Consider the following 22940-nt stretch of genomic DNA (forward strand, 5'->3'; position numbering starts at 1 on the left):
GTCAGACGTCCCCCGCGATCGTGTTGCGCTCGCTCGGCTGCACGTACACCAGGCCGTCCCCCTCGAACCGGATCTGGAAGGCCTCCCCGCCGCCCTCTCCCAGGAACGTGCGGAAGGTCACACCCGACTGGAAGGACTGGCGGAGGTTGCCCTGGTGGGCGATGTAGGCACCCGGGTCGACGGTCAGCGGGTACTGCGGGCTGACCCTGAGCACCACCGCCGGGCCGTCCGACATGATCGCGGCCTGGCCGTGGCCCTCGACCGTGGTGGTGAACAGGCCGTTGCCCTGGGAGGCGCCGCGCAGCCCGGTGAACGTCGTGCCGGTGCGCAGGCCCGCGTCGGTCGCGAGCAGGTTGCTGGACTCGACGTACAGCTTGTCGCCCTGGAGCCCGACCAGGTTGATCTCGGACGCCCGGTCCGCGAACCAGCACGTCCCGTGCCCCTTCACCTCCATCACCGTCATCTGCTCACCGGTGAGCCGCCGGGTCACCATCCCGCGCAGCCCCTCGCCGCCGCCGCTCAGCTTCTTGAACGCCATCTGCCCGTCGTACGCGACCATCGAGCCGTTCTTCGCCTTCACGGCGTCCCCGGTCATCTCGACGGCGAGCACCTTGCTGCCCTGGAGTCGGAACATCGCCACGCTGCGAAGGTAGCCGCAGGCAGACGGCGGCGACAGGTCCCGTGGGTGGACATCACCCCCGATCCGTCCCCTAGGGGTGCGGCCGTCAGGGGCGCCGTCGCTCACCGGGGAGGCGTATCACGGCCGTTCCCGCCGTGAGATCGACCGTGGACCTGCGCGGCGCGCCGTCCTCCTCGTCGTCGCGCAGCACCAGCGCGCTCTGCCGCTCCTTGAGCTCGTGCTGCTTGCCGGGGGAGAGCGCCGCGTGCAGCTGCTCGAAGCCGGTCGCGGAGACCTGGCCCTGCCGGGCGGCGTTCCGCCAGGGCAGCACCCCCGCCCGGCCGGCCCGTAGCAGCAGCTGGTCCACGAAGGCCACCACGGTGAGCAGCACCACCAGCCCCGGCAGGGTCATGAAGAACACCAACCGCATACCCGCGCCCCCTTCGTCGCCCGGCCCGGCCTGCCACCCCCGCGCCGGGGCGGCACCACCCCTTTGCCACAATGGCAGAACGTTTGTGCTCGCGTTCACAAAGAGTGGACGTCTCTCCCACCGAAGGTGACTCGTGGACATCAAGACCGCCACCGCCATCCGCCGCCTCCGCCTGGTCTCCGCCCCGGAGGCCGTTTCCTTCCTGATCCTGCTCGTCTGCTCGGTGCTCAAGCGGACCACGGACTTCAACGCGGTGCCCGTGATGGGCGCGGTCCACGGTGTCCTGTTCATCCTGTACGTGATCTTCTGGGCCGACGCCTGGAACCGCACCAAGTGGTCCCTGAAGACCGGCCTCTTCTACTTCGTCCTCTCCGTCCTGCCGACCGGCGGCTTCTTCGCCGAGCGCAGGCTCAAGCGCGCCGCCGAGGACGAGGTCATCGCCGCCCGCGCCCGCAAGGAAGGGGTCGTGAACGCATGATCGTCGCCTTCTCCGTCACGCCGCTCGGTGTCGGCGAGGACGTCGGGGAGTACGTCGCCGACGCCGTCCGGGTGGTCCGCGAGTCCGGGCTGCCCAACCGCACCGACGCCATGTTCACCTCGGTCGAAGGTGAGTGGGACGAGGTCATGGACGTCGTCAGGCGCGCCGTCGCCGCCGTCGAGGAGCGCGCCCCGCGCGTCTCCCTGGTCCTCAAGGCGGACATCCGGCCCGGTGTCACCGACGGCCTCACCAGCAAGGTGGCGACGGTCGAGCAGTACCTCGCCCAGTAGCCGCAGCGGGAGCAGCAGAAAACCAACCAGGCGGACGGAAGCCCCGGCCCAGCGCGGCCGGGGTTTTCCTGTGCCCGGTGATTGAGCAGTTGCTCAAAACCCGGTACCGTCATCGCCGAGGGTTTGAGCGATCGCTCAAAAGGTCCTCGTAGGACCTCGAAGGACCTTGAAGGACCAGGTGACGGGGGTACACCACCAATGGGTCTCTACATAGAGGCGCACATCCGAGCCGACCTCGACGAGCTGTGGGCCCGCACCCAGGACCCGGCCCGGCACCAGCGCTGGGACCTGAGGTTCACCGAGATCGACCACCTGCCGCGCGCGGCGGGCGAGCCGCAGCGCTTCCGCTACGCCACCCGCGTGCTCCCGTTCCTGACGATCGCCGGCACCGGCGTCTCGGCGGGGGAGAAGGAGCGCCCCGACGGCACCCGCACCTCGGCCCTGCGCTTCGCCACCCCGCACCCGCTCTCGCTGCTCGCCGAGGGCAGCGGCTACTGGCGCTACATCCCGGTCGGCGACGGCGTCCGCTTCCTCACCGGCTACGACTACCGGCCCCGCTGGGGCGCCTTCGGCGCGCTCGCCGACCGGCTCGTGCTCCGCCCGCTGATGGGCTGGGCGACCGCCTGGTCCTTCGACCGGCTGCGGCTGTGGCTGGAACGCGGGATCACCCCGGAACGGGCCCGGCGGAACTGGCTGGCCGAGCTGGCGGCCCGCGCGCTGACGGTCGCCGGCTGCGCGGCCGGCCTGGCCCGGGGCCCGGTCCTCGGCGTCCTCTCGCCCGCCGTCGCCTTCCTGGTCCCGCTCCTTCTCGTGGTCGCACTCTCCCTGGCCCTCTTCGCGGCCCCGCTCGCGACCACCCCCGCCGCCCGCCGCTGCCTGCGCACCCCGTCGGCGAAGGTCACCGCCCCACGCGTCCTGAACACCCTGGAGAAGCAGTCGTGACCTCGATGTTCCGCACGGTCATGGGCCCGGACTTCGACCGGCTGCACCCGCAGCTCCGACGCCGCTTCTCGATCGGCCTGGAGAGCGGCGAGGCCTGCACCGGCCACGGCGTGATGGAGCGCATCTGGCACGGGCCGGCGTTCGTGAAGCCGTTCCTGGCGCTGGGCGCCACCCGCAACATCCTGGTCCCGGAGGCCGCCGGCAGCGTGCCCTTCAAGATCGAGAATGTTCCCTACGCGGACACCTACGGCCGTGAGACGGTGACCTTCGTGCGCACCTTCGACCTGCCCGGCCGCCCCCGCCGCTTCGACGCCCAGATGGTGCTCAGTCCCAAGGGCGACCGCATCCTCGACTACCTCGGCACGCACCAGCACCTCGCCAGCGAGCTGCACTTCCGTGCCGAGCCGGACGGCTCCCTGCTGATCCGCTCCGGCGAACACCGGTTCAGGGAGGGCCCGGTGGACGTCCGGGTCCCCGAACTCATCGGCGCCACCGCGGAGGTGCGCGAGTCCTACGACGACCGGGCCGGCCGTTTCCGGATCCGGGTGCGGGTCGCGAACCGGTACTTCGGGCCGCTCTTCGGCTACCAGGGCTCCTTCGCGGTGTCGTACACCGGCATCGGCGGCCGCGGGGTACGGCCGGGACTGCGGCCGGTCCGTGAGGAGTCGCGCGGGTGAGCCCGGAGACCGCCAAGTCCCTGGAGACCAAGAACAAGCTCCTGGAGGGTGCGCTGCGGACGCTCACCGAGCAGGGGATCGCCAAGACCTCGGCCCGTACCGTGGCGGCGGCGGCCGGGGTCAACCAGGCGCTGGTCTTCTACCACTTCGGATCCGTGGACGAACTCCTCGCCGCCGCCTGCCGCTACGGCGCCGAACAGGCCGTCGCCCGCTTCCGCCCCCGCCTTGCCGAGGTCCGTTCGCTCTCCGAACTCCTCACCGTGGGGCGGCAGATCCACGAAGAGGCACGTGCGGGCGGCCATGTCGCCCTGCTCGGCCAGCTGCTGGCCGGTGCCCAGACCCACGAGGCGCTGGGGCCCGCCACGGCGGCCGGGCTCGACCTGTGGATCGCCGAGATGGAGGAGGTACTCGGCCGGGTCCTCGCGGCCACCCCGTTCGGCGAGTTCGCCGACCCGGCCGGGCTCGCCCGCGCGGTCGCCGCGTCCTTCGTCGGCATCGAGCTGTACGAGGGCGTCGACACGGCCGGCGCCCACGCGGCCCTGGACGCCCTGGAACAACTCGGCGCGATGGTCGCCGCGCTGGACGAACTCGGCCCGGTGGCCCAGCGCGCGGTCCGGCACCACCTGCGACGGGTCGGCCGTAAATAGGCGCTCCACTGGGTGTGCGGCGATGTGCCGTCTGCAGACTGCGACTCGGACGGACCCGCTCACGGGTCGTCGACAGCGCCCCGCTGCAGCCGTCGCGGCCCCGACGCCAGCGCGATGCCCAGCGGGGTCCGCTCGTACAGCACCTGGTGGCCGTAGCGGCGCGAGGCCAGCAGGCCCGCGTCGCGCAGGGCCGTCAGGTGTGCGGAGACCGAGGAGGGGGCGAGGCGCAGCCGGTGGGCGAGGGCGGTGGTGGTGGCCGGTTCGGCGAGGGCGGCCAGGACCGTGGCGCGGCCCCGGCCCAGCAGCCGTACCAGGGCGTCGGGGGTGACCGCGGCCGGGTCGGTCCACAGGCCGCCGATGCCCCGGGCCGGGTAGACCAGCGTGGGCCGGGCCGGCGGCTCGAAGGTGCTGATCACGTCCGGCCAGGTGAAGACGCTCGGCATCAGCACCAGGCCCTGCCCGCCGAGGCGCCGCTCGTACGCGCCGCCGGGCGCGGCCACCGTCAGCGTGCCGGTCCGCCAGCCGAACCGGTGGTGGAGCTCCGGCAGCAGCCCGCCCAGGCCGACCTCAGCGAGCCGCCGGGAGTGGAAGGCGATGTCCGCCTCCAGCAGGACGCGCAGCCGGGGCCAGTCCGGGGCCACCAGAACCCGCCAGGCCTCCTCCAGCGCGTCCGTCACCTCCCGGACCAGGCGCGGCGGATCGGCCAGCCAGGCCCGGCCGGTCGCCGACCCCAGCGCGCCCGGCGTGTCCGCGAGCGAGCGCGCGGTGTCCGCCCGCGCCGTCTCCGGGTCCGCCGCCCGCAGGGCCGCGAGCTCCTCCTCGACGGAGGCGGCCGGACCCGTCGGCGGTGCCACCAGCCAGTCCGGCGAGTGGCCGCGACGGGGCATCAGCAGCCACAGCGGGGCCAGGTCGAGACCGGCCGCCACCGCCCTGATCCGCCGCAGCCAGGGCGCGTGATAGCCGTGCCGGTCCGGCCGCCGCAGCGTGCGCACCGCCTCCTGCGTCTCCCACAGCGGCGACACGGCGAACCGGCAGCGCAGGAAGTCGTCCTCGTCGAAGTGGAGGTGGGAGGGCATGGCGGGACCGTTCCGGGGCGAAGGGGCGAAGGGGCGAAGGGGCGAAGGGGCGAAGGGGCGAAGGGGCGAAGAGGTGGCGGGGCCAGGGGCGAAGAGGTGGCGGGGCCAGGGACGAAGAGGTGGCGGGGCCAGGGACGAGTGGCGGGGCCAGGGACGAAGAGGTGGCGGGGCCAGGGACGAAGAGGTGGCGGGGCCAGGGACGAGTGGCGGGGCCAGGGACGAAGAGGTGGCGGGGCCAGGGGCGAAGATTCGGCTGGTGACGAAACTCTAAGCGCCGGGCCGGAGCGCGGGCACGCTGCCGTCCATGTCCGCGCCTGCCCTCCAGAGAACCGCCGGCTACGGCCGGGTCCTCGCCGTGCCCGAGTTCCGTGCCGTCTTCGCCGCCCACGTGCTGTCCATGCTCGGCGTGATCGTCAGCGAGATCGCGCTGTCCGTGCTGGTGTACGACCTCACCGGATCACCCCTGCTCAGCGCCCTGACCTTCGCGCTGGGCTTCCTGCCCTACCTGGTCGGCGGCACCCTCCTGGCCCCGGTCGCCGACCGGTTCCCGGCCCGCCGGGTGCTGGTGGTCTGCGACCTGGTGTGCGCGGGGTGCGTCGCCGTGATGGCGGTGCCCGGAACGGGCATCGGAGTGCTGCTCGGGCTGCGCTGCGCTCTGGCCGTCGTCTCGCCGGTGTTCGCCGGCACCCGGATGGCGACCCTCTCCGACATCCTCGGCGGCGGCGACCTGTTCGTGCTCGGCCGCTCGCTGCTGCGGATCGTCGCGCAGAGCGCCCTGCTGGTCGGCTACGGCCTCGGCGGACTGCTCCTCGCCGTCCTCACCCCGCGGCACGCCCTGCTGATCACCGTCGGTACCTTCCTCGCCTCGGCCGCCCTGCTCCGCCTCGGCACCCGGCGCCGCCCCGCCCGCGCGCGGGCCCGGGAACGCGGTGGTACCCGGCAGCTGCTCGCCGACCGCCGCATCCGGCTGCTGCTCCTGCTCTTCTGGATCCCGGCGATGTTCGCCGTCGTCCCCGAGGCGCTCGCCGCCCCCTACGCCGACGCGCTCGGCACCGGGTCCCCGGGGCTCGGCCTGCTGATGTGCGCGCTGCCGGTCGGCACCGTCGCCGGGGAGCTGTACGCCGGTGCCCGGCTCGGCCCCGCCGCCCGGGAGCGGATCGCCCTCCCGCTGGTCTGCCTCACCCTGCTGCCGTACCTGGGGTACGCCCTGCACCCGTCCCTCGCCCTCTCGCTGCTGCTCCTGCTGACGGCGGGGGCCGGGTCGGCGTACACACTGGGGCTGGACCAGTGGTTCGTGCGGGCCGTGCCCGAGGAGCTGCGCGGGCGGGCCATGACCGTGCTCAGCGCCGGGCTGATGACCCTGCAGGGGGTCGGCATGACGCTGGCGGGGCTGGCGGCGCAGACCGTGGGGGTGCGGGCGGCCGTGGCGGGCGCCGGGGCGGTGGGCGTGGTGTGCTGCTGCGGCCTGGCGGCGGCGGCCCGGCGATGCCCGGCCGGCCCGGCCGGAGGCGACCGGGAGCGGGCGGGTGACCGAAAGCCGAGACAGGGCTGACCGCTATATGACCGGCCGGTAGGGTCGGTGACGTGCCCAAGCCTCTCAGTCTCCCCTTCGACCCCATCGCCCGTGCCGACGACCTCTGGAAGCAGCGCTGGGGAAGCGTCCCGTCGATGGCCGCGATCACGTCGATCATGCGGGCCCAGCAGATCCTGCTGGCCGAGGTCGACGCGGTGGTCAAGCCGTACGGGCTGACGTTCGCGCGTTACGAGGCGCTGGTGCTGCTCACCTTCTCCAAGGCCGGCGAGCTGCCGATGTCGAAGATCGGCGAGCGGCTGATGGTGCACCCGACCTCGGTGACGAACACCGTGGACCGGCTGGTGAGGTCCGGTCTGGTCGACAAGCGGCCCAACCCCAACGACGGGCGCGGCACGCTCGCCACCATCACCGAGAAGGGCCGTGAGGTCGTCGAGGCGGCCACCCGCGACCTGATGGCGATGGACTTCGGGCTCGGGGTGTACGACGCCGAGGAGTGCGGGGAGATCTTCGCGATGCTGCGGCCGCTGCGGGTCGCCGCGAGCGACTTCGACGAGGACTGAACGCACCCTGCGCAGAGGAGTGACCCGGGACAAGATCTCCCGGAACGGGTGGTTACGCTCGTGCCCATGAAAAAGAGCGTGCTGACCCGCTACCGCGTCCTGGCCTACGTCACCGGTGTGCTGCTGGTGCTGCTGTGCCTGAGCATGATCGCCAAGTACGGGCTGGACATCGACGGTGCGGCCGACGTCACGCGCGTCGTCGCCATCGCGCACGGCTGGCTCTACGTCGTCTACCTGGTCTTCGCCTTCGACCTGGGCTCCAAGGCGAAGTGGCCGGTCGGCAAGCAGCTGTGGGTGCTGCTGGCGGGCACGATCCCGACCGCGGCCTTCTTCGTGGAGCGCAGGGTCACCCGCGAGCTGGACGCCAAGGTCACCGAGGGTTCTCCGGTGGCCGCGAAGGTCCAGGCCTAGTCCGCAGCTCCGGGGGACCCCGGGGCGTACCGCCGTACGGACACCCGTGCGGCGGTTTCCCATCGACATTTACTAGGACGTCCTAGTAAATTCGAAGCATGGACGCTGACGCCATCGAGGAGGGCCGCCGACGCTGGCAGGCCCGTTACGACGCGGCCCGCAAGCGGGACGCAGACTTCACCACGCTCTCCGGGGACCCCGTGGAGCCGGTGTACGGGCCCCGACCGGGGGACACTTACGAGGGATTCGAGCGGATCGGCTGGCCGGGGGAGTACCCCTTCACACGCGGCCTGTATCCGACCGGCTACCGCGGGCGGACCTGGACCATCCGCCAGTTCGCCGGGTTCGGCAACGCCGAGCAGACCAACGAGCGCTACAAGATGATCCTCGCCAACGGCGGCGGCGGTCTCTCCGTGGCCTTCGACATGCCGACCCTCATGGGCCGGGACTCGGACGACGGGCGCTCGCTCGGCGAGGTCGGGCACTGCGGGGTCGCCATCGACTCCGCCGCCGACATGGAGGTCCTCTTCAAGGACATCCCGCTCGGCGACGTCACGACGTCCATGACGATCAGCGGGCCCGCCGTGCCCGTCTTCTGCATGTACCTCGTCGCCGCCGAACGGCAGGGCGTCGACCCGTCGGTCCTCAACGGCACGCTCCAGACCGACATCTTCAAGGAGTACATCGCCCAGAAGGAGTGGCTGTTCCAGCCCGAACCCCATCTGCGGCTGATCGGCGACCTGATGGAGTACTGCGCCGCCGGCATCCCCGCGTACAAGCCGCTCTCCGTCTCCGGCTACCACATCCGGGAGGCGGGCGCGACGGCCGCGCAGGAGCTGGCCTACACGCTCGCGGACGGCTTCGGCTACGTCGAACTGGGCCTCTCCCGCGGCCTCGACGTGGACGTCTTCGCCCCGGGCCTCTCCTTCTTCTTCGACGCGCACGTCGACTTCTTCGAGGAGATCGCCAAGTTCCGTGCCGCGCGCCGGATCTGGGCCCGGTGGATGCGGGACGTGTACGGTTCCCGGTCGGAGAAGGCGCAGTGGCTGCGCTTCCACACCCAGACCGCCGGAGTCTCGCTGACCGCCCAGCAGCCGTACAACAACGTGGTGCGTACGGCAGTGGAGGCGCTGGCGGCCGTGCTCGGTGGCACCAACTCGCTGCACACCAACGCCCTCGACGAGACCCTCGCCCTGCCGAGCGAGCAGGCCGCCGAGATCGCGCTGCGCACCCAGCAGGTGCTCATGGAGGAGACCGGCGTCGCCAACGTGGCGGACCCGCTGGGTGGTTCCTGGTACATCGAGCAGCTCACCGACCGGATCGAGGCCGACGCCGAGAAGATCTTCGACCAGATCAAGGAGCGGGGGCTGCGCGCCCACCCGGACGGGCGGCACCCGATCGGGCCGGTCACCTCGGGCATCCTGCGCGGGATCGAGGACGGCTGGTTCACCGGCGAGATCGCCGAGTCCGCCTTCCAGTACCAGCGGTCACTGGAGAAGGGCGACAAGAGGGTCGTCGGCGTCAACGTCCACACCGGGTCCGTCACCGGGGACCTGGAGATCCTCCGCGTCTCGCACGAGGTCGAGCGGGAGCAGGTACGGGTGCTGGGCGTACGGCGGGCGGCGCGGGACGAGAGCGCGGTGCGTGCCGCCCTGGACGCGATGCTGGGCGCCGCCCGTTCCGGCGCCAACATGATCGAGCCGATGCTGGACGCCGTACGGGCCGAGGCGACCCTGGGTGAGATCTGCGGGGTGCTGCGGGACGAGTGGGGCGTGTACACCGAGCCGGCGGGGTTCTAGCCACGTACCAGGGGGCTCCGCCCCTGGACCCCCGGAGCCTGCACCCACCCACCACCCGACTCGGTCGGCCGAGAAGGCGCCGCCCGGGTCGGCTCGGGCGGGTGGCCGAGAAGTGGCTGCCCCGGCCGACTCGGTGGGCCGGGGCGACGGTCGGCCGGCCAGCGGCCCGTCGGGCAGCGGTCGGCCTGGTCGGCTCCGTGGGTCGAGGAGTGGCCGCTTCCGACGGCCCGGTGGGCCGGGGAGCTGCTGCTCAGGGCTGTTCGGCCGTCGGCTGGGCGGCGAGGCCCAGCAGCAGGACGCGGGTGAAGTCGCGGACCCACTCCTCGTCCGCCGGCTTGCCGCTCATCAGGGTGCGGTGCACCACCGCGCCCGCCACCATGTCGAAGATCAGGTCCACCGTGCGGGCGGCCTCCTCCGGGTCCGGCTCGGTGGGCAGTTCGCCCCGGCACTGCGCCCGGGCCCGGCCCTCCAGGACCAACCGTTTCTGCCGGTCCACGATGGACCCGCGGATACGTTCCCGCAGCGCGTCGTCGCGGGTCGACTCGGCGACCGCCGCCATCAGGCCGCTGCGGGCCTCCGGGCGGTCCAGGATCGCCGCGAACTGCAGCACGACGCCCTCGATGTCGCTCGCCAGGCTGCCGCGGTCGGGGAGTTCGAGTTCGTCGAACAGCTCCGCCACCGCGTCGACGACGAGTTCGTTCTTGCCCGCCCAGCGGCGATAGAGGGTCGTCTTTGCAACCCCGGCCCGCGTTGCCACGTCTCCCAGGGTGAGCTTGGACCAGCCCAGTTCGACCAGCGCCCGCCGCGTCGCGTCCAGGATCGCCGCGTCCGCGGCGGCGCTGCGCGGGCGGCCGGTACGTCCGGCGGGGGTGCGGCTCTGCATCCCACGACCATAACCGGCGGTTCATGTGATGCCGTGAGGGAGATCACCGGAATGTGGTGTCGCGCGGGTCTCCGATGGCATTACGCTACGGGTCGTAGCGAAAGCTCGTGGGTGACCGCACGGGCGACGACCATGGCGTGGGGTGGGGACCCGGCGCCGCTGAGAGACATACGTTCGGCCCGGCTTTCACAACGCTTTTCACACACGCGCGGGAACGGGGGAGGATAGACGCATGCAGCCACGGAACATGTCCATGAGCGGCGTCGTCGACCTCGCCGCGGTCAAGGCGGCCCAGGAGGCCAAGACCAAAGCCGAGCAGGCGCGCGCCGAAGCGGCCCGGCAGGGTGGTGCCGGTGCCGTCTCCCCGGCCGATCTGATCATCGACGTCGACGAAGCCGGCTTCGAGCGCGATGTCCTGCAGCGGTCCGCCGAAGTCCCCGTCGTCATCGACTTCTGGGCCGAGTGGTGTCAGCCCTGCAAGCAGCTGAGCCCGGTCCTGGAGCGCCTCGCCGTCGAGTACAACGGCCGCTTCCTGCTGGCGAAGATCGATGTCGACGCCAACCAGATGCTGATGCAGCAGTTCGGGGTCCAGGGGATCCCGGCGGTGTTCGCCGTCGTCGCCGGGCAGGCGCTGCCGCTCTTCCAGGGCGCGGCCGGCGAGGAGCAGATCCGCGGGACGCTGGACCAGCTGGTGCAGGTCGCCGAGCAGCGGTTCGGGCTGACCGGCCTCGTCGTCGACCCCGACGCGGAGCCGGGTGCCCAGGACGGGCCCGCCGCGATGCCCGCGGGCCCGTACGACGCGCTCCTGGAGGCGGCCGTCCAGGCGCTGGACGCGGGTGACTTCGGCGGTGCGGTCCAGGCGTACAAGAACGTGCTGAGCGACGACCCGGCCAACAGCGAGGCCAAGCTGGGGCTCGCGCAGGCCGAGTTGCTCCAGCGGGTGCAGGGGATGGACCCCCAGCAGGTGCGCAGGGACGCGGCCGAGAAGCCGGCCGACGCCGGGGCGCAGATCGCGGCCGCCGACCTGGATCTGGTGGGCGGGCATGTCGAGGACGCCTTCGGGCGGCTGATCGAGACCGTGCAGCGGACGGCCGGGGACGACCGGGATGCCGTACGGCGGCGGCTTCTTGAGCTCTTCGAGGTCGTGGGCACCGACGACCCGCGGGTTGTGGGAGCGCGCAGGGCGTTGGCGCGCGCGCTCTTCTAGGCAACGATCTGAACACAGGGCTGACCAGTCGCTAAACGTCACGTCCTGTGATGCCCGAGTGAAAGATTTGCCGAGGCGGGGCCGCAGCGGCCGCTCTTTACCAAATCTTGGTAATAGCGGTCGCTGTTACTCGGAGTAAATCCGGGCTGTTGGTCTGTCTGGTTTCGTCCACTGATCAACTGTTTTGCTCTGCCCCTGGAAGCCACCCAGAGTCGCTCTCCGAGACCGGTGGGTCTTCCTTCGGTTATCCGGCCGTTACTACCCAGTAACGAAGCCCCTTGTGCGGGCGGCGAGAATGCACCACGATCGGCGACGCTCGGTCCATTCCCGTACCCGACAGCCGGTCGGGCCGCGGGTTCATCTGGGTCCCCACCGAGCAGAGTCGGCGGCAGTGACGCCGGCTCTTGGGCAGGGGGGTCTTCGCCTCACCGCGAAGCCTGTCCAGCAAGGTTGTGCGTGATGCGTGTCAGGCGCGACCAGTGGTTGTCGCTCGGGGGTGATCGCCGGTGATCGAGGTGCGTTCGTGCCTCCGAGTACGGGCGCTCCCCTTCCGAGGACGTAGCACTTCTCCCATCCCTGCCCGGCCGAGCCGCCGTCGGTGGCGATACCGGGCCAGGAGATGTACGTCCGAGAAGGAGGAAATATGGAGTCCCAGGTGCGTGGCGGGACCAGATGGAAGCGGTTCGCTGTGGTCATGGTGCCCAGCGTCGCCGCCACGGCGTGTATAGGTGTCGCCCTCGCGCAGGGTGCTCTCGCCGCGTCGTTCAGTGTGTCGGGCCAGCAGTTCAAGGTCACGGCCGACCAGCTCGAAGGCGACGGCTTCGTTCAGTACGGTGCTGTCGACTCGGGTGTCACCCTCGCCGGTGACAAGACGATCCACCCGGTGGCGGTCTCGGCGTTCAACACCGCGACCATCACCAACCTGTGCCAGTCCGTGGTCACGCCGAACGTCCCGATCTTCGGGAACGTCAGCCTGATCCTGCACGCGGGCACCGACGCGAAGAAGCCGGTCGAGGCCAGCAAGCTCTACATCGACCTCGACGACCTGAGCGCCGACGCGACGTTCACCAACATCAACATCGGTGTCGCGGCCGGCAGCTCGACCAAGGGCCCCGGCATCAAGTCGGACGAGGCCAAGGCCGGCCAGACGAACCCGAACGGGTTCGCGCAGGAGGCGGACCACGCCTCGCTGTCCGGCGTGAAGCAGACGGCGTGGGCGACCACTGCCGGAACCTTCAAGCTGAGCGGTCTGCACATGTCGATCTCGACGAAGGGAGCGGAGTGCTACTAAGCACTCCGTGACGGGCGGGGGAGCCGACGGCACCCCCGCCCTCCCCCTTCTTCCCATGGTCTTCACACGCGGTACAAGGAACCACCACCGCACCACACAACATCACCACCACAGCAACGCCGCACCAGGGAGCTGTTTTCCATGAGCGCCGAGACTCCTGCCGCACCCGGCCAGTTCACCCGCCGGAGGCTGCAGTTCCGCTCCTGGCGGGGCACGCGGCCGTTCTGGGCCGGTCTGTACATCCTGCTCGCCGGTTTCCCGATCATGTACTTCCCGTACGCGCACCTCCAGATCGGCAACCTCACGGTGGCGATGGCGACCACCGCGGGCGCCGGGTCCCTGATCATCGGCGTGCTGCTCGTCGTCCTGGGCATCAGCCTCTGGTACCAGAAGCACATCCGCACGTTCGCGGGAGTCGCCGCGATCCTGCTGGCGCTGGTGTCCCTCCCCGTGTCCAACTTCGGCGGCTTCGTCATGGGCTTCCTGCTCGCTCTCGTGGGCGGCGCGATGGCCGTGGCCTGGTCCCCGGGCGCGCCCCCGAAGCCGCAGCCGGAGGGCGAGATCCCGCCGGCCGGGGACGACGCGCCGGAGAAGGCCGCCTACTACCCGGGGCCGGACGGCGTGAGCGATGGGGGTACCTCCCAGGGCCTTGCGCCGCTGGGGGAGAACGACCTGTCAGGAACGAGCCCGGTGAACGGGGCGAACGGGAGGCACAGTGCCGGCTGACGAGGTGACCCACGGGACTGATGTGGACGAGTCCCGTGTGAGAACCGGGCCGCGGCATGCGGCGCCCAAGAAGCCGTTGTTCACCAGGTTCCACATGCCGGCGGGCAAGGCGATAGCGTCCGTGGCGATGCCGACGGCCGTGCTCATGGGCTTCGGGTTCACGTCCTCGCTCGCGATCGCCGACACCAACAGCACGTCGTCGGCGTCGTCGAAGAGCCTTGCCGAGGACTACAAGGACTGCGTCTCCGCCCTGGACTCCGCGTCGCCCTCGGCGTCGGCGAGCGACAAGGCCACGGACACGGCCACGCCGTCGGCGACCGCGTCGGACGACGCCAAGGACTCGACGTCGTCGTCGGACAAGTCGTCCTCGTCGGATTCAGGTTCCGACGACGCGGCCACGCCGACCCCGTCCGCGTCCAAGTCGTCCTCGTCCTCGGGCGATTCGGGTTCCTCGGACTCGTCCGGGTCCTCCGGCTCGTCGGACTCCGGCAGCACGGCGACCCCGTCGCCGTCGGCTTCCGCGAGCAGCAGCGGCAGTGGTCTGCTGGACTCGATCGGCGACGCGATCGGCAGCATCCTCGGCGGCGGCAGCACGACGAGCTCGTCCTCGTCGGACTCCACCGCGAGCGCCACCCCCTCGCCGTCGGCGTCCGCTTCCTCGGACTCGTCGTCCTCGGACTCGTCGTCCTCGACGAGCAAGGACAGCGGCTCCGACACCGTGTCCAAGACCGTCAAGAAGGTCACGGACACCGTGAAGGACACCACCGACACGGCGACCAAGGCGGCCGACGAGGTCACCAAGGACGCCACCAAGGCGGCCGAGGACGCCACGTCCAGCGCCTCGCCGAGCCCGTCCGCGAGCTCCAGCACGTCGGCCGACGACTGCGACGCCGCCACCGACGACGTGAGCGGTGTCGACAACAAGGTCGCCGTCGCGGACGACCCCTGGTACCTGAACGCCAGCTCGTTGACGCTGAAGAGCGCCGACTACCAGGGCATCGTCGAGGTGAAGACGGCCAGCGGCAAGACGAAGAAGGTGCTGAAGTACGTCATCTCGGGCGGCACCGACATCGGTGACCTGCACCAGACGGTCAAGGACACCCAGATCGGCAAGACGTACCACGTCCAGGCCGCGTCCGGTTCGACGTCCACGATCACCGGCGGCGCCACCACGATGTACACGGAGTCCATCTCCGGCAACCTCTTCGGCCTGATCCCGATCACGTTCGACCCGGACAATCCGCCGCCGTTGAACATCCCGCTGATCTACTTCACCAACGTGAAGGTCGTCCAGGCGGCCCAGTTCGGCGGCACCCTGCACGTGCCCGGGATGCACGTCTACACGACCGACGGAACCAGCTGAGCGTCACCACAGACCCGTCCGGGAGCCGCAAGAGGGCTGTGCCCCGCCGAGTACCGACTCGGCGGGGCACAGCCGTGTCGGGCGCCCGCCGGGGAGTACGGTTGATCACCGCCGCCCATCCGGAACTGGGCGGCAACGCAGAGGGCGCCCCCCTGTCGCAGGGAGCGCCCTCGGTGTCGTGCAAGGCCCTTCAGGAGGCCGTCACTTGTTGATGCCGCCGATGTGGTGGACCCGGAGCATGTTGGTGGTGCCGGAGACGCCGGGGGGCGAGCCGGCCGTGATGATGACGGTGTCGCCCGCGTTGAAGCGGTTGATCTTGGCGAGCTCCATGTCCACCATGTCCACCATCGCGTCCGTGCTGTTCACCAACGGCACGACGTGCGACTCTACGCCCCAGCTGAGGGTGAGCTGGTTGCGGGTGTTCTCGTCGGTGGTGAAGGCGATGATCGGCTGCTGCGCGCGGTAGCGCGAGAGGCGGCGGGCGGTGTCGCCGGACTGGGTGAAGGCGACCAGGCCGCGGCCGCCGAGGAAGTCGGCGATCTCGCAGGCCGCACGGGCCACCGAACCGCCCTGCGTGCGCGGCTTCTTGCCCGGCACCAGAGGCTGCAGGCCCTTGCTGAGCAGCTCCTGCTCGGCCGCCTTGACGATCTTCGACATCGTCTTCACGGTCTCGACCGGGTACGCGCCGACCGAGGACTCCGCCGAGAGCATCACCGCGTCCGCGCCGTCCAGGATCGCGTTGGCGACGTCGGAGGCCTCGGCGCGGGTCGGGCGGGAGTTGGTGATCATCGACTCCATCATCTGGGTCGCCACGATCACCGGCTTGGCGTTGCGCCGGCACAGCTCGATCAGGCGCTTCTGCACCATGGGGACCTTCTCGAGCGGGTACTCGACGGCCAGGTCGCCACGGGCCACCATGACGGCGTCGAACGCCATCACGACGCCCTCCATGTTCTCCACCGCCTGCGGCTTCTCCACCTTGGCGATGACGGGGACCCGGCGGCCCTCCTCGTCCATCACCTTGTGGACGTCGTCGACGTCCTTGGCGTCCCGCACGAAGGACAGCGCGACCATGTCGCAGCCCATGCGCAGCGCGAACCGGAGGTCCTCGACGTCCTTCTCGGAGAGCGCGGGCACGTTGACGGCCGTGCCGGGCAGGTTGATGCCCTTGTGGTCGGAGACGACACCGCCCTCGATGACGATCGTCCTCACCCGCGGACCCTCGACGTCCAGGACCTTCAGCTCGACGTTGCCGTCGTTGATGAGGATCTGGTCGCCGCGCGAGACGTCGCCCGGCAGGCCCTTGTAGGTCGTACCGCAGATGGTCTTGTCGCCCGGGACGTCCTCGGTCGTGATGACGAACTCGTCACCGCGCTCCAGCTCCACCGGTCCCTCGGCGAAGGTCTCCAGACGGATCTTCGGGCCCTGCAGGTCGGCGAGGACGCCGATGGCCCGGCCGGTCTCCTTGGCGGCGGCCCGGACGCGGTCGTACCGCCCCTGGTGCTCGGCGTGGGAGCCGTGGCTGAAATTGAACCGGGCCACGTTCATGCCCGCCTCGATCATGGCGACGAGCTTCTCGTGGGTGTCGACCGCGGGGCCGAGAGTACAGACGATTTTCGAACGGCGCATGGGGGCGATCCTATCGGTTTGTTTCGCTACGGAATATTCCGTCTGGTGGAAGATACAAATGGGCGCTAATGTGCTCAGCTGTTATTTCCGACCGGCGTCGATCCGGTGCCGACGAGCGCGTACGTCTGGGTCGCGATCTCCAGCTCCTCGTCCGTCGGGACGACCGCGACGGCGACGCGCGCGCCGGCGGGGGATATCAGCCGCGGCTCGTCCGCCCGTACGGCGTTCAGCCCCGGGTCGACCGCGAGCCCCAGCCCCTCCAGGCCCGCCATGGCCGCCTCCCGCACCGGGGCCGCGTTCTCGCCGACGCCCGCGGTGAAGGCCACCGCGTCGACCCGGCCGAGGACCGCGCAGTACGCGCCGATGTACTTCTTCAGGCGGTGAATGTAGATGTCGAAGGCGAGTTGTGCCTCTTCGTCGCCCTCGTCGATCCGGCGCCGGATCTCCCGCATGTCGTTGTCACCGCACAGACCGAACAAACCACTCCTCTTGTTGAGAAGAGTGTCGATCTCGTCCATGGACATTCCGCCAACTCGTGCCAAATGGAAAATGACGGCCGGGTCCAGATCGCCGGAACGGGTTCCCATCACCAGCCCCTCCAAAGGTGTCAGGCCCATCGAGGTGTCCACGCACCGGCCGCCTCGGACGGCCGACGCGGACGCCCCGTTGCCGAGGTGCAGCACGATGACGTTCACCTCTTCCGGTGTCTTTCCCAGCAGCCGCGCGGTCGCCCGGGACACGTACGCGTGCGAGGTGCCGTGGAAGCCGTAGCGGCGGATCCGGTACCGGTCGGCGAGCTTCGGGTCGATCGCGTACCGCGCCGCGGACTCCGGCATCGTCGTGTGGAACGCGGTGTCGAAGACGGCGACCTGCGGCAGGTCCGGGCGCAGCGCCCGCGCGGTGCGGATGCCGGTCAGGTTGGCCGGGTTGTGCAGCGGGGCGACCGGGATCAGCCGCTCGATCTCGGCGAGCACCGCGTCGTCGATCACCGTCGGCTCGGTGAAGAACATCCCGCCGTGCACCACCCGGTGCCCGATCGCGGCCAGTTCCGGCGAGTCGAGCCCGAGCCCGTCCCTCGCCAGCTCCTCCGCCACGGCCTTCAGCGCGGCCTCGTGGTCGGCGATCGGCCCGAGCGCCTCGCGGGTGTCCCCGCCGTCCAGGCAGGTGTGCCTGAGCCGTGAGGTCTGCTCGCCGATCCGCTCGACGAGACCCACCGCGAGCCGGCTGCTGTCCCGCATGTCCAGCAGCTGGTACTTCACCGACGAGGAGCCGGAGTTGAGGACGAGGACACGGGTGCGGCTCACTGCTCGGACGCCTTCTCACTGGGGTTCTGGGCCTGGATCGCCGTGATGGCGACGGTGTTGACGATGTCCTGGACGAGGGCGCCCCGGGACAGGTCGTTGACGGGCTTGCGCAGCCCCTGCAGCACCGGCCCGACGGCGATCGCGCCGGCCGACCGCTGCACGGCCTTGTAGGTGTTGTTGCCGGTGTTGAGGTCCGGGAAGATCAGCACGCTGGCCTGCCCCGCGACCTCCGAGCCGGGCAGCTTCGTGGCGGCGACCGACGGTTCCACGGCCGCGTCGTACTGGATCGGCCCCTCGATCAACAGGTCGGGCCTGCGCGAGCGCGCCAGCTCGGTCGCCTCCCGCACCTTGTCCACGTCCGCCCCCGAACCCGACGTGCCCGTCGAGTACGACAGCATCGCGATCCGCGGCGCCACGCCGAACTGGGCGGCCGTACCCGCCGACTGGACGGCGATGTCGGCGAGTTGCTCCGCGTTCGGGTCCGGGTTCACCGCGCAGTCGCCGTAGACCAGCACCTTGTCGGCGAGGCACATGAAGAAGACGGACGAGACGATCGACGAACCCGGCTTGGTCTTGATGATCTCGAACGCCGGGCGGATGGTGGCCGCCGTGGAGTGCACGGACCCGGAGACCATGCCGTCCGCGAGGCCCTCCTGCACCATCAGGGTGCCGAAGTAGTTGACGTCGGCGACCACGTCGTACGCCAGCTCCACCGTCACGCCCTTGTGGGCGCGGAGCACGGCGTACTGCTCGGCGAAGGCGTCGCGCAGTTCGGAGGTGGCCGGGTCGATCAGCTGGGCGTCGCCGAGGTCGATGCCGAGGTCGGCGGCCTTCTTGCGGATCTGGTCGACGGGTCCGAGCAGTGATATGTCACATACCCCCCGGCGCAGCAGCACCTCCGCCGCATGCAGCACCCGCGGCTCGGTGCCCTCCGGCAGCACCACCCGCCGCTTGTCGGACCGGGCCTGCTCCAGGAGCTTGTGCTCGAACATCATCGGGGTGAGCCGGCCGGTGCTCGGCGCCGAGACCCGCTTGTTGAGGCCGGCGGTGTCGACGTACCGCTCGAACAGGCCGAGCGCGGTCTCCGCCTTGCGCGGGGTGGCCGCGTTCAGCTTGCCCTCCAGGGAGAACAGCTGGGCCGCGGTCGGGAAGCTGTTGCCGGGCACGGACAGCACCGGCGTGCCGGGGGCCAGCCGGGCGGCGAGGGTGAGGATCCCGTCGGTGGGCCGCTCCCCGAGGGTGAGCAGCACGCCGGCTATCGGCGGGGTGCCGGCGCTGTGCGCGGCCAGCGAGCCGACGACCAGGTCCGCGCGGTCGCCCGGGGTCACCACCAGGCAGCCCGGGGTCAGGGCGGGCAGGAAGCTCGGCAGCATCGCCCCGCCGAAGACGAAGTCCAGCGCGTCCCTGGCCAGCCCCGAGTCGTCGCCGAGCAGCACCTTCGCGTCGAGCGCGTGGGCGATCTGGGCGACCGTCGGCGCGGACAGCGCCGGCTCGTCCGGCAGCACGTACACCGGCACCGGCAGCCGTCCGTCGATCCGCCGCGCTATCTCGTCCCGGTCCTCGCGGACCACCCGGTTGGCGATCATCGCCAGCACGTCGCAGCCGAGACCGTCGTACGCCCGGAACGCGTTGCGGACCTCCGCCGGCACCGACTCCGCGTTCTGGTCACGGCCGCCGACCACCGGGATCACCGAGGCACCGAACTCGTTGGCGAGCCGGGCGTTGAGGGACAGTTCGTCCGGGAACTGGGTGTCGGCGTAGTCGGTGCCGAGGACGAGGACGACGTCGTAGTCGCGGGCGACCAGGTGGAAGCGGTCGACGAGGGTGGAGACCAGTTCGTCGGCGCCGCGCTCGGCCTGCAGGGCGGAGGCCGCGTGGTAGTCCATGCCGTAGACGGTCGCCGGGTCCTGGGAGAGGCGGTACCGGGCACGCAGCAGCTCGAACAGGCGGTCGGGACCGTCGTGGACGAGGGGGCGGAAGACACCGACCCGGTCGACCTGCCGGGTCAGCAGCTCCATCACGCCCAGCTCGACCACCTGGCGGCCGTCGCCGCGGTCGATCCCGGTCACGTACACGCTGCGCGTCACGTGGGCACTCCGTCTCTGTAGCCGTTTCCGTGGCCGTCTCTGTGGCCGCACAAAAATCGCCCACCGGGGTGAGCGGAACGCTCTTGACAATACCCCTGACGCCGGATAAGGCGCCCGTCAGGAGTTCGCCCGCCCGTCCGGCATGAAACAATCGGATCGGCTCACCGGCAACGACAGCGAGCAGGAGACACACCACCATGCGCATCGGAGTTCTCACCGCAGGCGGCGACTGCCCCGGCCTGAACGCCGTCATCCGATCGGTGGTGCACCGGGCTGTCGCCCAGTACGACGACGAGGTCATCGGCTTCGAGGACGGCTTCCGGGGTCTGCTCGACGGCCACTTCCGCACCCTCGACCTGGACGCCGTCAGCGGCATCCTCGCCCTCGGCGGCACGATCCTGGGCTCGTCCCGGCTGGAGCGGGACCGGCTGCGCGAGGCGTGCGACCGGGCCACCGACATGGTCGAGGAGTTCGGCATCGACGCGCTGATCCCGATCGGCGGCGAGGGCACGCTGACCGCGGCGCGCATGCTGTCCGACGCGGGCCTGCCGGTCGTCGGCGTCCCGAAGACCATCGACAACGACATCTCCTCCACCGACCGCACCTTCGGCTTCGACACCGCGGTGGGCGTCGCCACGGAGGCGATGGACCGGCTGAAGACCACCGCCGAGTCCCACCAGCGGGTGATGGTCGTCGAGGTGATGGGCCGGCACGCCGGCTGGATCGCCCTGGAGTCCGGGATGGCGGCCGGCGCCCACGGCATCTGCCTCCCCGAGCGGCCCTTCGACCCGGCCGACCTGGTCAAGATGGTCGAGGAGCGCTTCGCCCGCGGCAAGAAGTTCGCCGTGGTGTGCGTCGCGGAGGGCGCCCATCCCGCCGACGGCACGATGGACTACGGCAAGGGCGCGATCGACCAGTACGGCCACGAGCGCTTCCAGGGCATCGGCACGGCCCTGGCGTACGAGCTGGAGCGGCGGCTCGGCAAGGAGGCCAAGCCGGTCATCCTCGGCCACGTCCAGCGGGGCGGTACGCCGACGGCCTACGACCGCGTCCTCGCGACGCGGTTCGGGTGGCATGCGGTGGAGGCGGCGCACCGGGGTGACTTCGGGAGGATGACGGCGCTGCGGGGGACGGACATCGCGATGGTGCCGCTCGCGGAGGCCGTGACCGAGTTGAAGAGGGTGCCGAAGGATCGCATGGACGAGGCGGAGTCCGTCTTCTAGGGCTGGGGTTCGAGTCCCGCTGCGGGAGGGTGGGGGCTGGTCGCGCAGCTCCTCCCCCAGCCTTCGGCCGGGGGACCCCCAGCGCCTCTTACGGGGCGCCTTGGCCGGGGGCGTTCAAGAAGTTCCCTTCTCCGCCGTGTTCCAGAAGTGGGCGACGATCTGGGCCAGGAAGTCCTCGCCCAGTTTCTGGATCCGGTTCGTCGCGGTGAAGTCGCCCCATGACAGCGTTGTCGCCAGTTGCGCCTGGTACGACTCGTGCAGCTCGCCGAGTGTGTGTTCGATGAGTCGCTTGTCCAAGGGGATCAGCTTGCAGACCTGGCGGACGTAGGGCTGCCGCCGGGTGGTGGTGACCGCGCCGCGCAGCAGTTCCGCCAGCTCCCTCTCCTTCCCCGTGAGCGTGATGACGTCCGGCAGGGAGAGGTGGAGGAAATCGGCCAGGGCGGCGGTCAGCCGGTCGGTGCCCCGCCACTCCTCGTCCTCCTCCAGCTGCAGGTACGGGAGGAGCCCGAGGCCGAGGGCCGCCGCCACGTCCTCCGGGGCCAGGCCGCGGGCGATCCGGTGTTCGCGCAAGGTCCGCGGGCGGCCGATCAGGTCACCCGGGGTGCACCACAACACTCCCGCAAGGGCAGTCAGTTCAGGACTGCTGGGGACCAACTCCCCACCCTCCCACGCGAGTACGAGATCCGGGGTGGCGTGCGGCATCCCGTACGAGGCCTGTAAGTCGTACGCCACGTGTTCGGGTCCCATGCCGAGAGCGGCACGGAGTCTGCGGGCGGCGGGGGCGTTGAAGGGGGGACCTGGCTGGTTCGGCAGAGCTGGGGGTCGGCGCACAGCCGACAAGGTAGGGGTCCGCGGGGGCACTGACTACGGTCCGCTCGGCCAGGAACACGGATTGTGGGAGCGTACGGATTCACAAGCGGTGCTTACCTGTTCATCCCTTGACGGCGCCGCCCAGTGCGAACCCGCCTCCCAGCCGACGCGCGACCAGCACGTACAGCAGGATCACCGGCGTCGAGTAGATGACGGAGAAGGCGGCGAGCTGGCCGTACGCCACCATGCCGCGGTTGCCGAAGAAGTCGTTGATGGAGACCGAGGCGGGCATCTGGTCCGGCGAGAGCAGCAGCATGAACGGGACGAAGAAGTTGCCCCACATCATCACGAAGGCGAAGACGGTGACGACGGCGAGGCCGGGTCCCATGAGCGGCAGCACGATGCGGACCAGTGACTGGAGCGGGTTGGCGCCGTCCGTCCAGGCGGCCTCCTCCAGTTCCTTCGGGACGCCGTCCATGAAGTTCTTCATCAGCCAGATGGCGAAGGGGAGTTGGGAGGCGGCGAAGAACAGGATCGTGCCCTGCATGGTGTCGATGAGGTTGATCCGTACGAACAGCGCGTACACCGGCACCATGATCGCGGTGATGGGCAGACTCGTGGCGAAGAGGATGGAGAGCAGGAACGGCCGGTTGAACCGGGAGCGGTAGCGGGAGAGCGGGTAGGCGGCGAGGGCGGCGCACACGACGGTGAGCGCGGTGGCACCGCCGCACAGGATCAGGCTGTTGAGCAGCGGGGTGTAGGTGATGTCCGGGGTGAGGATCGCGTCGAAGTTCCCGAAGGTGAACCCGTCCGGGATCCTGACCCGCAGGCCGGCGTGCGGATCGACGGCGGAGAGGACCACCCAGGCGAGCGGCAGCACGAAGGCGGCGGCCACGACCAGCAGCCCGAGGTCGGCGGCGAGCCGGTGCGAACGGCGTTGACGGCGGGGCATGT

23 protein-coding genes are annotated in these 22940 nt (G+C 70.7%); 14 read left to right on the plus strand and 9 right to left on the minus strand.

Annotated features, from left to right (window positions below):
* Position 1: 1 nt before the first annotated feature.
* Positions 2–634, minus strand: a complete 633-nt coding sequence (locus tag ACIQVL_RS46785; protein ID WP_093499030.1) for an AIM24 family protein — start codon at positions 632–634, stop codon at positions 2–4.
* Between the two features lie 91 nt (positions 635–725).
* On the minus strand, positions 726–1049 hold the full coding sequence (locus ACIQVL_RS46790; RefSeq protein ID WP_403444365.1) for a DUF6191 domain-containing protein: 324 nt from the start codon (positions 1047–1049) through the stop codon (positions 726–728).
* A gap of 133 nt (positions 1050–1182) precedes the next feature.
* On the opposite strand from ACIQVL_RS46790, the gene ACIQVL_RS46795 reads away from it, so the two are divergent.
* The 5 genes from ACIQVL_RS46795 to ACIQVL_RS46815 all read left to right on the plus strand — a co-directional run bounded on the left by ACIQVL_RS46795 (position 1183) and on the right by ACIQVL_RS46815 (position 4083).
* A complete protein-coding gene (locus tag ACIQVL_RS46795; protein ID WP_351962298.1) occupies positions 1183–1527 on the plus strand; it encodes a DUF3817 domain-containing protein in 345 nt (114 codons plus the stop codon).
* Entirely contained in the window at positions 1524–1817 is a 294-nt protein-coding gene (locus ACIQVL_RS46800) for an MTH1187 family thiamine-binding protein (protein ID WP_403444368.1), read from the plus strand. The genes ACIQVL_RS46795 and ACIQVL_RS46800 overlap by 4 nt, the downstream gene beginning before the upstream one ends.
* Before the next feature lie 198 nt (positions 1818–2015).
* Entirely contained in the window at positions 2016–2759 is a 744-nt protein-coding gene (locus ACIQVL_RS46805; RefSeq protein WP_403478617.1) for a hypothetical protein, read from the plus strand.
* On the plus strand, positions 2756–3436 hold the full coding sequence (locus ACIQVL_RS46810) for a DUF4166 domain-containing protein (RefSeq protein WP_403478618.1): 681 nt from the start codon (positions 2756–2758) through the stop codon (positions 3434–3436). Before ACIQVL_RS46805 ends, ACIQVL_RS46810 begins: the two co-directional genes overlap by 4 nt.
* Positions 3433–4083, plus strand: a complete 651-nt coding sequence (locus tag ACIQVL_RS46815; RefSeq protein WP_403444376.1) for a TetR/AcrR family transcriptional regulator — start codon at positions 3433–3435, stop codon at positions 4081–4083. The genes ACIQVL_RS46810 and ACIQVL_RS46815 overlap by 4 nt, the downstream gene beginning before the upstream one ends.
* Before the next feature lie 59 nt (positions 4084–4142).
* Here the strand turns inward: ACIQVL_RS46815 and ACIQVL_RS46820 are convergent, their stop codons facing one another.
* Positions 4143–5159: a DUF5937 family protein gene (locus ACIQVL_RS46820; RefSeq protein ID WP_403478619.1), complete on the minus strand. Its 1017-nt coding sequence runs from the start codon at positions 5157–5159 to the stop codon at positions 4143–4145.
* A 304-nt stretch (positions 5160–5463) separates the two neighbouring features.
* Between ACIQVL_RS46820 and ACIQVL_RS46825 the strand changes: the two genes are divergently transcribed.
* The 4 genes from ACIQVL_RS46825 (at position 5464) to ACIQVL_RS46840 (ending at position 9463) form a co-directional block, all read left to right on the plus strand.
* Positions 5464–6711 carry an MFS transporter gene (locus ACIQVL_RS46825; protein WP_403478620.1) on the plus strand — a complete coding sequence of 416 codons (1248 nt, stop codon included), beginning with the start codon at positions 5464–5466 and terminating at the stop codon, positions 6709–6711.
* Positions 6712–6743: 32 nt separating this feature from the next.
* Positions 6744–7253 (plus strand): MarR family winged helix-turn-helix transcriptional regulator, encoded by a 510-nt coding sequence (locus tag ACIQVL_RS46830; protein ID WP_403444384.1) that lies wholly within the window; start codon positions 6744–6746, stop codon positions 7251–7253.
* 66 nt (positions 7254–7319) lie between these two features.
* Positions 7320–7664: a DUF3817 domain-containing protein gene (locus tag ACIQVL_RS46835; protein WP_403444387.1), complete on the plus strand. Its 345-nt coding sequence runs from the start codon at positions 7320–7322 to the stop codon at positions 7662–7664.
* Between the two features lie 98 nt (positions 7665–7762).
* On the plus strand, positions 7763–9463 hold the full coding sequence (locus ACIQVL_RS46840; protein WP_403478621.1) for a methylmalonyl-CoA mutase: 1701 nt from the start codon (positions 7763–7765) through the stop codon (positions 9461–9463).
* Between the two features lie 250 nt (positions 9464–9713).
* Here ACIQVL_RS46840 and ACIQVL_RS46845 read toward each other — a convergent pair whose 3' ends face one another.
* Positions 9714–10346 carry a TetR/AcrR family transcriptional regulator gene (locus ACIQVL_RS46845; protein ID WP_403444392.1) on the minus strand — a complete coding sequence of 211 codons (633 nt, stop codon included), beginning with the start codon at positions 10344–10346 and terminating at the stop codon, positions 9714–9716.
* 232 nt (positions 10347–10578) lie between these two features.
* On the opposite strand from ACIQVL_RS46845, the gene ACIQVL_RS46850 reads away from it, so the two are divergent.
* From ACIQVL_RS46850 to ACIQVL_RS46865, 4 genes are all read left to right on the plus strand, one after another.
* On the plus strand, positions 10579–11553 hold the full coding sequence (locus ACIQVL_RS46850; protein WP_403444395.1) for a tetratricopeptide repeat protein: 975 nt from the start codon (positions 10579–10581) through the stop codon (positions 11551–11553).
* A gap of 643 nt (positions 11554–12196) precedes the next feature.
* A complete protein-coding gene (locus ACIQVL_RS46855; protein ID WP_403444398.1) occupies positions 12197–12844 on the plus strand; it encodes a DUF6230 family protein in 648 nt (215 codons plus the stop codon).
* Positions 12845–12985: 141 nt separating this feature from the next.
* Positions 12986–13570, plus strand: a complete 585-nt coding sequence (locus ACIQVL_RS46860) for a DUF6114 domain-containing protein (protein WP_403444400.1) — start codon at positions 12986–12988, stop codon at positions 13568–13570.
* Positions 13560–14933 carry a hypothetical protein gene (locus tag ACIQVL_RS46865; protein WP_403444403.1) on the plus strand — a complete coding sequence of 458 codons (1374 nt, stop codon included), beginning with the start codon at positions 13560–13562 and terminating at the stop codon, positions 14931–14933. Before ACIQVL_RS46860 ends, ACIQVL_RS46865 begins: the two co-directional genes overlap by 11 nt.
* 201 nt (positions 14934–15134) lie before the next feature.
* Here ACIQVL_RS46865 and pyk read toward each other — a convergent pair whose 3' ends face one another.
* The 3 genes from pyk to pta all read right to left on the minus strand — a co-directional run bounded on the left by pyk (position 15135) and on the right by pta (position 19953).
* Positions 15135–16562, minus strand: a complete 1428-nt coding sequence (gene pyk / locus ACIQVL_RS46870; RefSeq protein ID WP_403478622.1) for a pyruvate kinase — start codon at positions 16560–16562, stop codon at positions 15135–15137.
* A 74-nt stretch (positions 16563–16636) separates the two neighbouring features.
* Positions 16637–17866, minus strand: a complete 1230-nt coding sequence (locus ACIQVL_RS46875; protein ID WP_403444407.1) for an acetate kinase — start codon at positions 17864–17866, stop codon at positions 16637–16639.
* Positions 17863–19953 (minus strand): phosphate acetyltransferase, encoded by a 2091-nt coding sequence (pta, locus tag ACIQVL_RS46880; RefSeq protein ID WP_403444408.1) that lies wholly within the window; start codon positions 19951–19953, stop codon positions 17863–17865. Before pta ends, ACIQVL_RS46875 begins: the two co-directional genes overlap by 4 nt.
* A 197-nt stretch (positions 19954–20150) precedes the next feature.
* Here pta and ACIQVL_RS46885 point away from each other — a divergent pair, with 197 nt between their 5' ends.
* A complete protein-coding gene (locus ACIQVL_RS46885) occupies positions 20151–21176 on the plus strand; it encodes an ATP-dependent 6-phosphofructokinase (protein ID WP_403444411.1) in 1026 nt (341 codons plus the stop codon).
* A gap of 114 nt (positions 21177–21290) precedes the next feature.
* Here ACIQVL_RS46885 and ACIQVL_RS46890 read toward each other — a convergent pair whose 3' ends face one another.
* On the minus strand, positions 21291–22007 hold the full coding sequence (locus ACIQVL_RS46890; protein WP_403444414.1) for an XRE family transcriptional regulator: 717 nt from the start codon (positions 22005–22007) through the stop codon (positions 21291–21293).
* Between the two features lie 100 nt (positions 22008–22107).
* Positions 22108–22938 carry a carbohydrate ABC transporter permease gene (locus ACIQVL_RS46895; RefSeq protein WP_403444416.1) on the minus strand — a complete coding sequence of 277 codons (831 nt, stop codon included), beginning with the start codon at positions 22936–22938 and terminating at the stop codon, positions 22108–22110.
* Between the last annotated feature and the right edge of the window lie 2 nt (positions 22939–22940).

It is taken from the genome of Streptomyces sp. NPDC090499, assembly GCF_044769305.1.
Lineage (GTDB): Bacteria > Actinomycetota > Actinomycetes > Streptomycetales > Streptomycetaceae > Streptomyces.

What these genes read in the sequence shown, in the direction of transcription:
- ACIQVL_RS46785 (WP_093499030.1), bottom strand. Translation starts at nt 634, where the DNA reads ATGTTCCGACTCCAGGGCAGCAAGGTGCTCGCCGTCGAGATGACCGGG.
- ACIQVL_RS46790 (WP_403444365.1), bottom strand. Translation starts at nt 1,049, where the DNA reads ATGCGGTTGGTGTTCTTCATGACCCTGCCGGGGCTGGTGGTGCTGCTC.
- ACIQVL_RS46800 (WP_403444368.1), top strand. Translation starts at nt 1,524, where the DNA reads ATGATCGTCGCCTTCTCCGTCACGCCGCTCGGTGTCGGCGAGGACGTC.
- ACIQVL_RS46805 (WP_403478617.1), top strand. Translation starts at nt 2,016, where the DNA reads ATGGGTCTCTACATAGAGGCGCACATCCGAGCCGACCTCGACGAGCTG.
- ACIQVL_RS46820 (WP_403478619.1), bottom strand. Translation starts at nt 5,159, where the DNA reads ATGCCCTCCCACCTCCACTTCGACGAGGACGACTTCCTGCGCTGCCGG.
- ACIQVL_RS46825 (WP_403478620.1), top strand. Translation starts at nt 5,464, where the DNA reads ATGTCCGCGCCTGCCCTCCAGAGAACCGCCGGCTACGGCCGGGTCCTC.
- ACIQVL_RS46835 (WP_403444387.1), top strand. Translation starts at nt 7,320, where the DNA reads ATGAAAAAGAGCGTGCTGACCCGCTACCGCGTCCTGGCCTACGTCACC.
- ACIQVL_RS46840 (WP_403478621.1), top strand. Translation starts at nt 7,763, where the DNA reads ATGGACGCTGACGCCATCGAGGAGGGCCGCCGACGCTGGCAGGCCCGT.
- ACIQVL_RS46845 (WP_403444392.1), bottom strand. Translation starts at nt 10,346, where the DNA reads ATGCAGAGCCGCACCCCCGCCGGACGTACCGGCCGCCCGCGCAGCGCC.
- ACIQVL_RS46850 (WP_403444395.1), top strand. Translation starts at nt 10,579, where the DNA reads ATGCAGCCACGGAACATGTCCATGAGCGGCGTCGTCGACCTCGCCGCG.
- ACIQVL_RS46855 (WP_403444398.1), top strand. Translation starts at nt 12,197, where the DNA reads ATGGAGTCCCAGGTGCGTGGCGGGACCAGATGGAAGCGGTTCGCTGTG.
- ACIQVL_RS46860 (WP_403444400.1), top strand. Translation starts at nt 12,986, where the DNA reads ATGAGCGCCGAGACTCCTGCCGCACCCGGCCAGTTCACCCGCCGGAGG.
- pyk (WP_403478622.1), bottom strand. Translation starts at nt 16,562, where the DNA reads ATGCGCCGTTCGAAAATCGTCTGTACTCTCGGCCCCGCGGTCGACACC.
- ACIQVL_RS46885 (WP_403444411.1), top strand. Translation starts at nt 20,151, where the DNA reads ATGCGCATCGGAGTTCTCACCGCAGGCGGCGACTGCCCCGGCCTGAAC.
- ACIQVL_RS46895 (WP_403444416.1), bottom strand. Translation starts at nt 22,938, where the DNA reads ATGCCCCGCCGTCAACGCCGTTCGCACCGGCTCGCCGCCGACCTCGGG.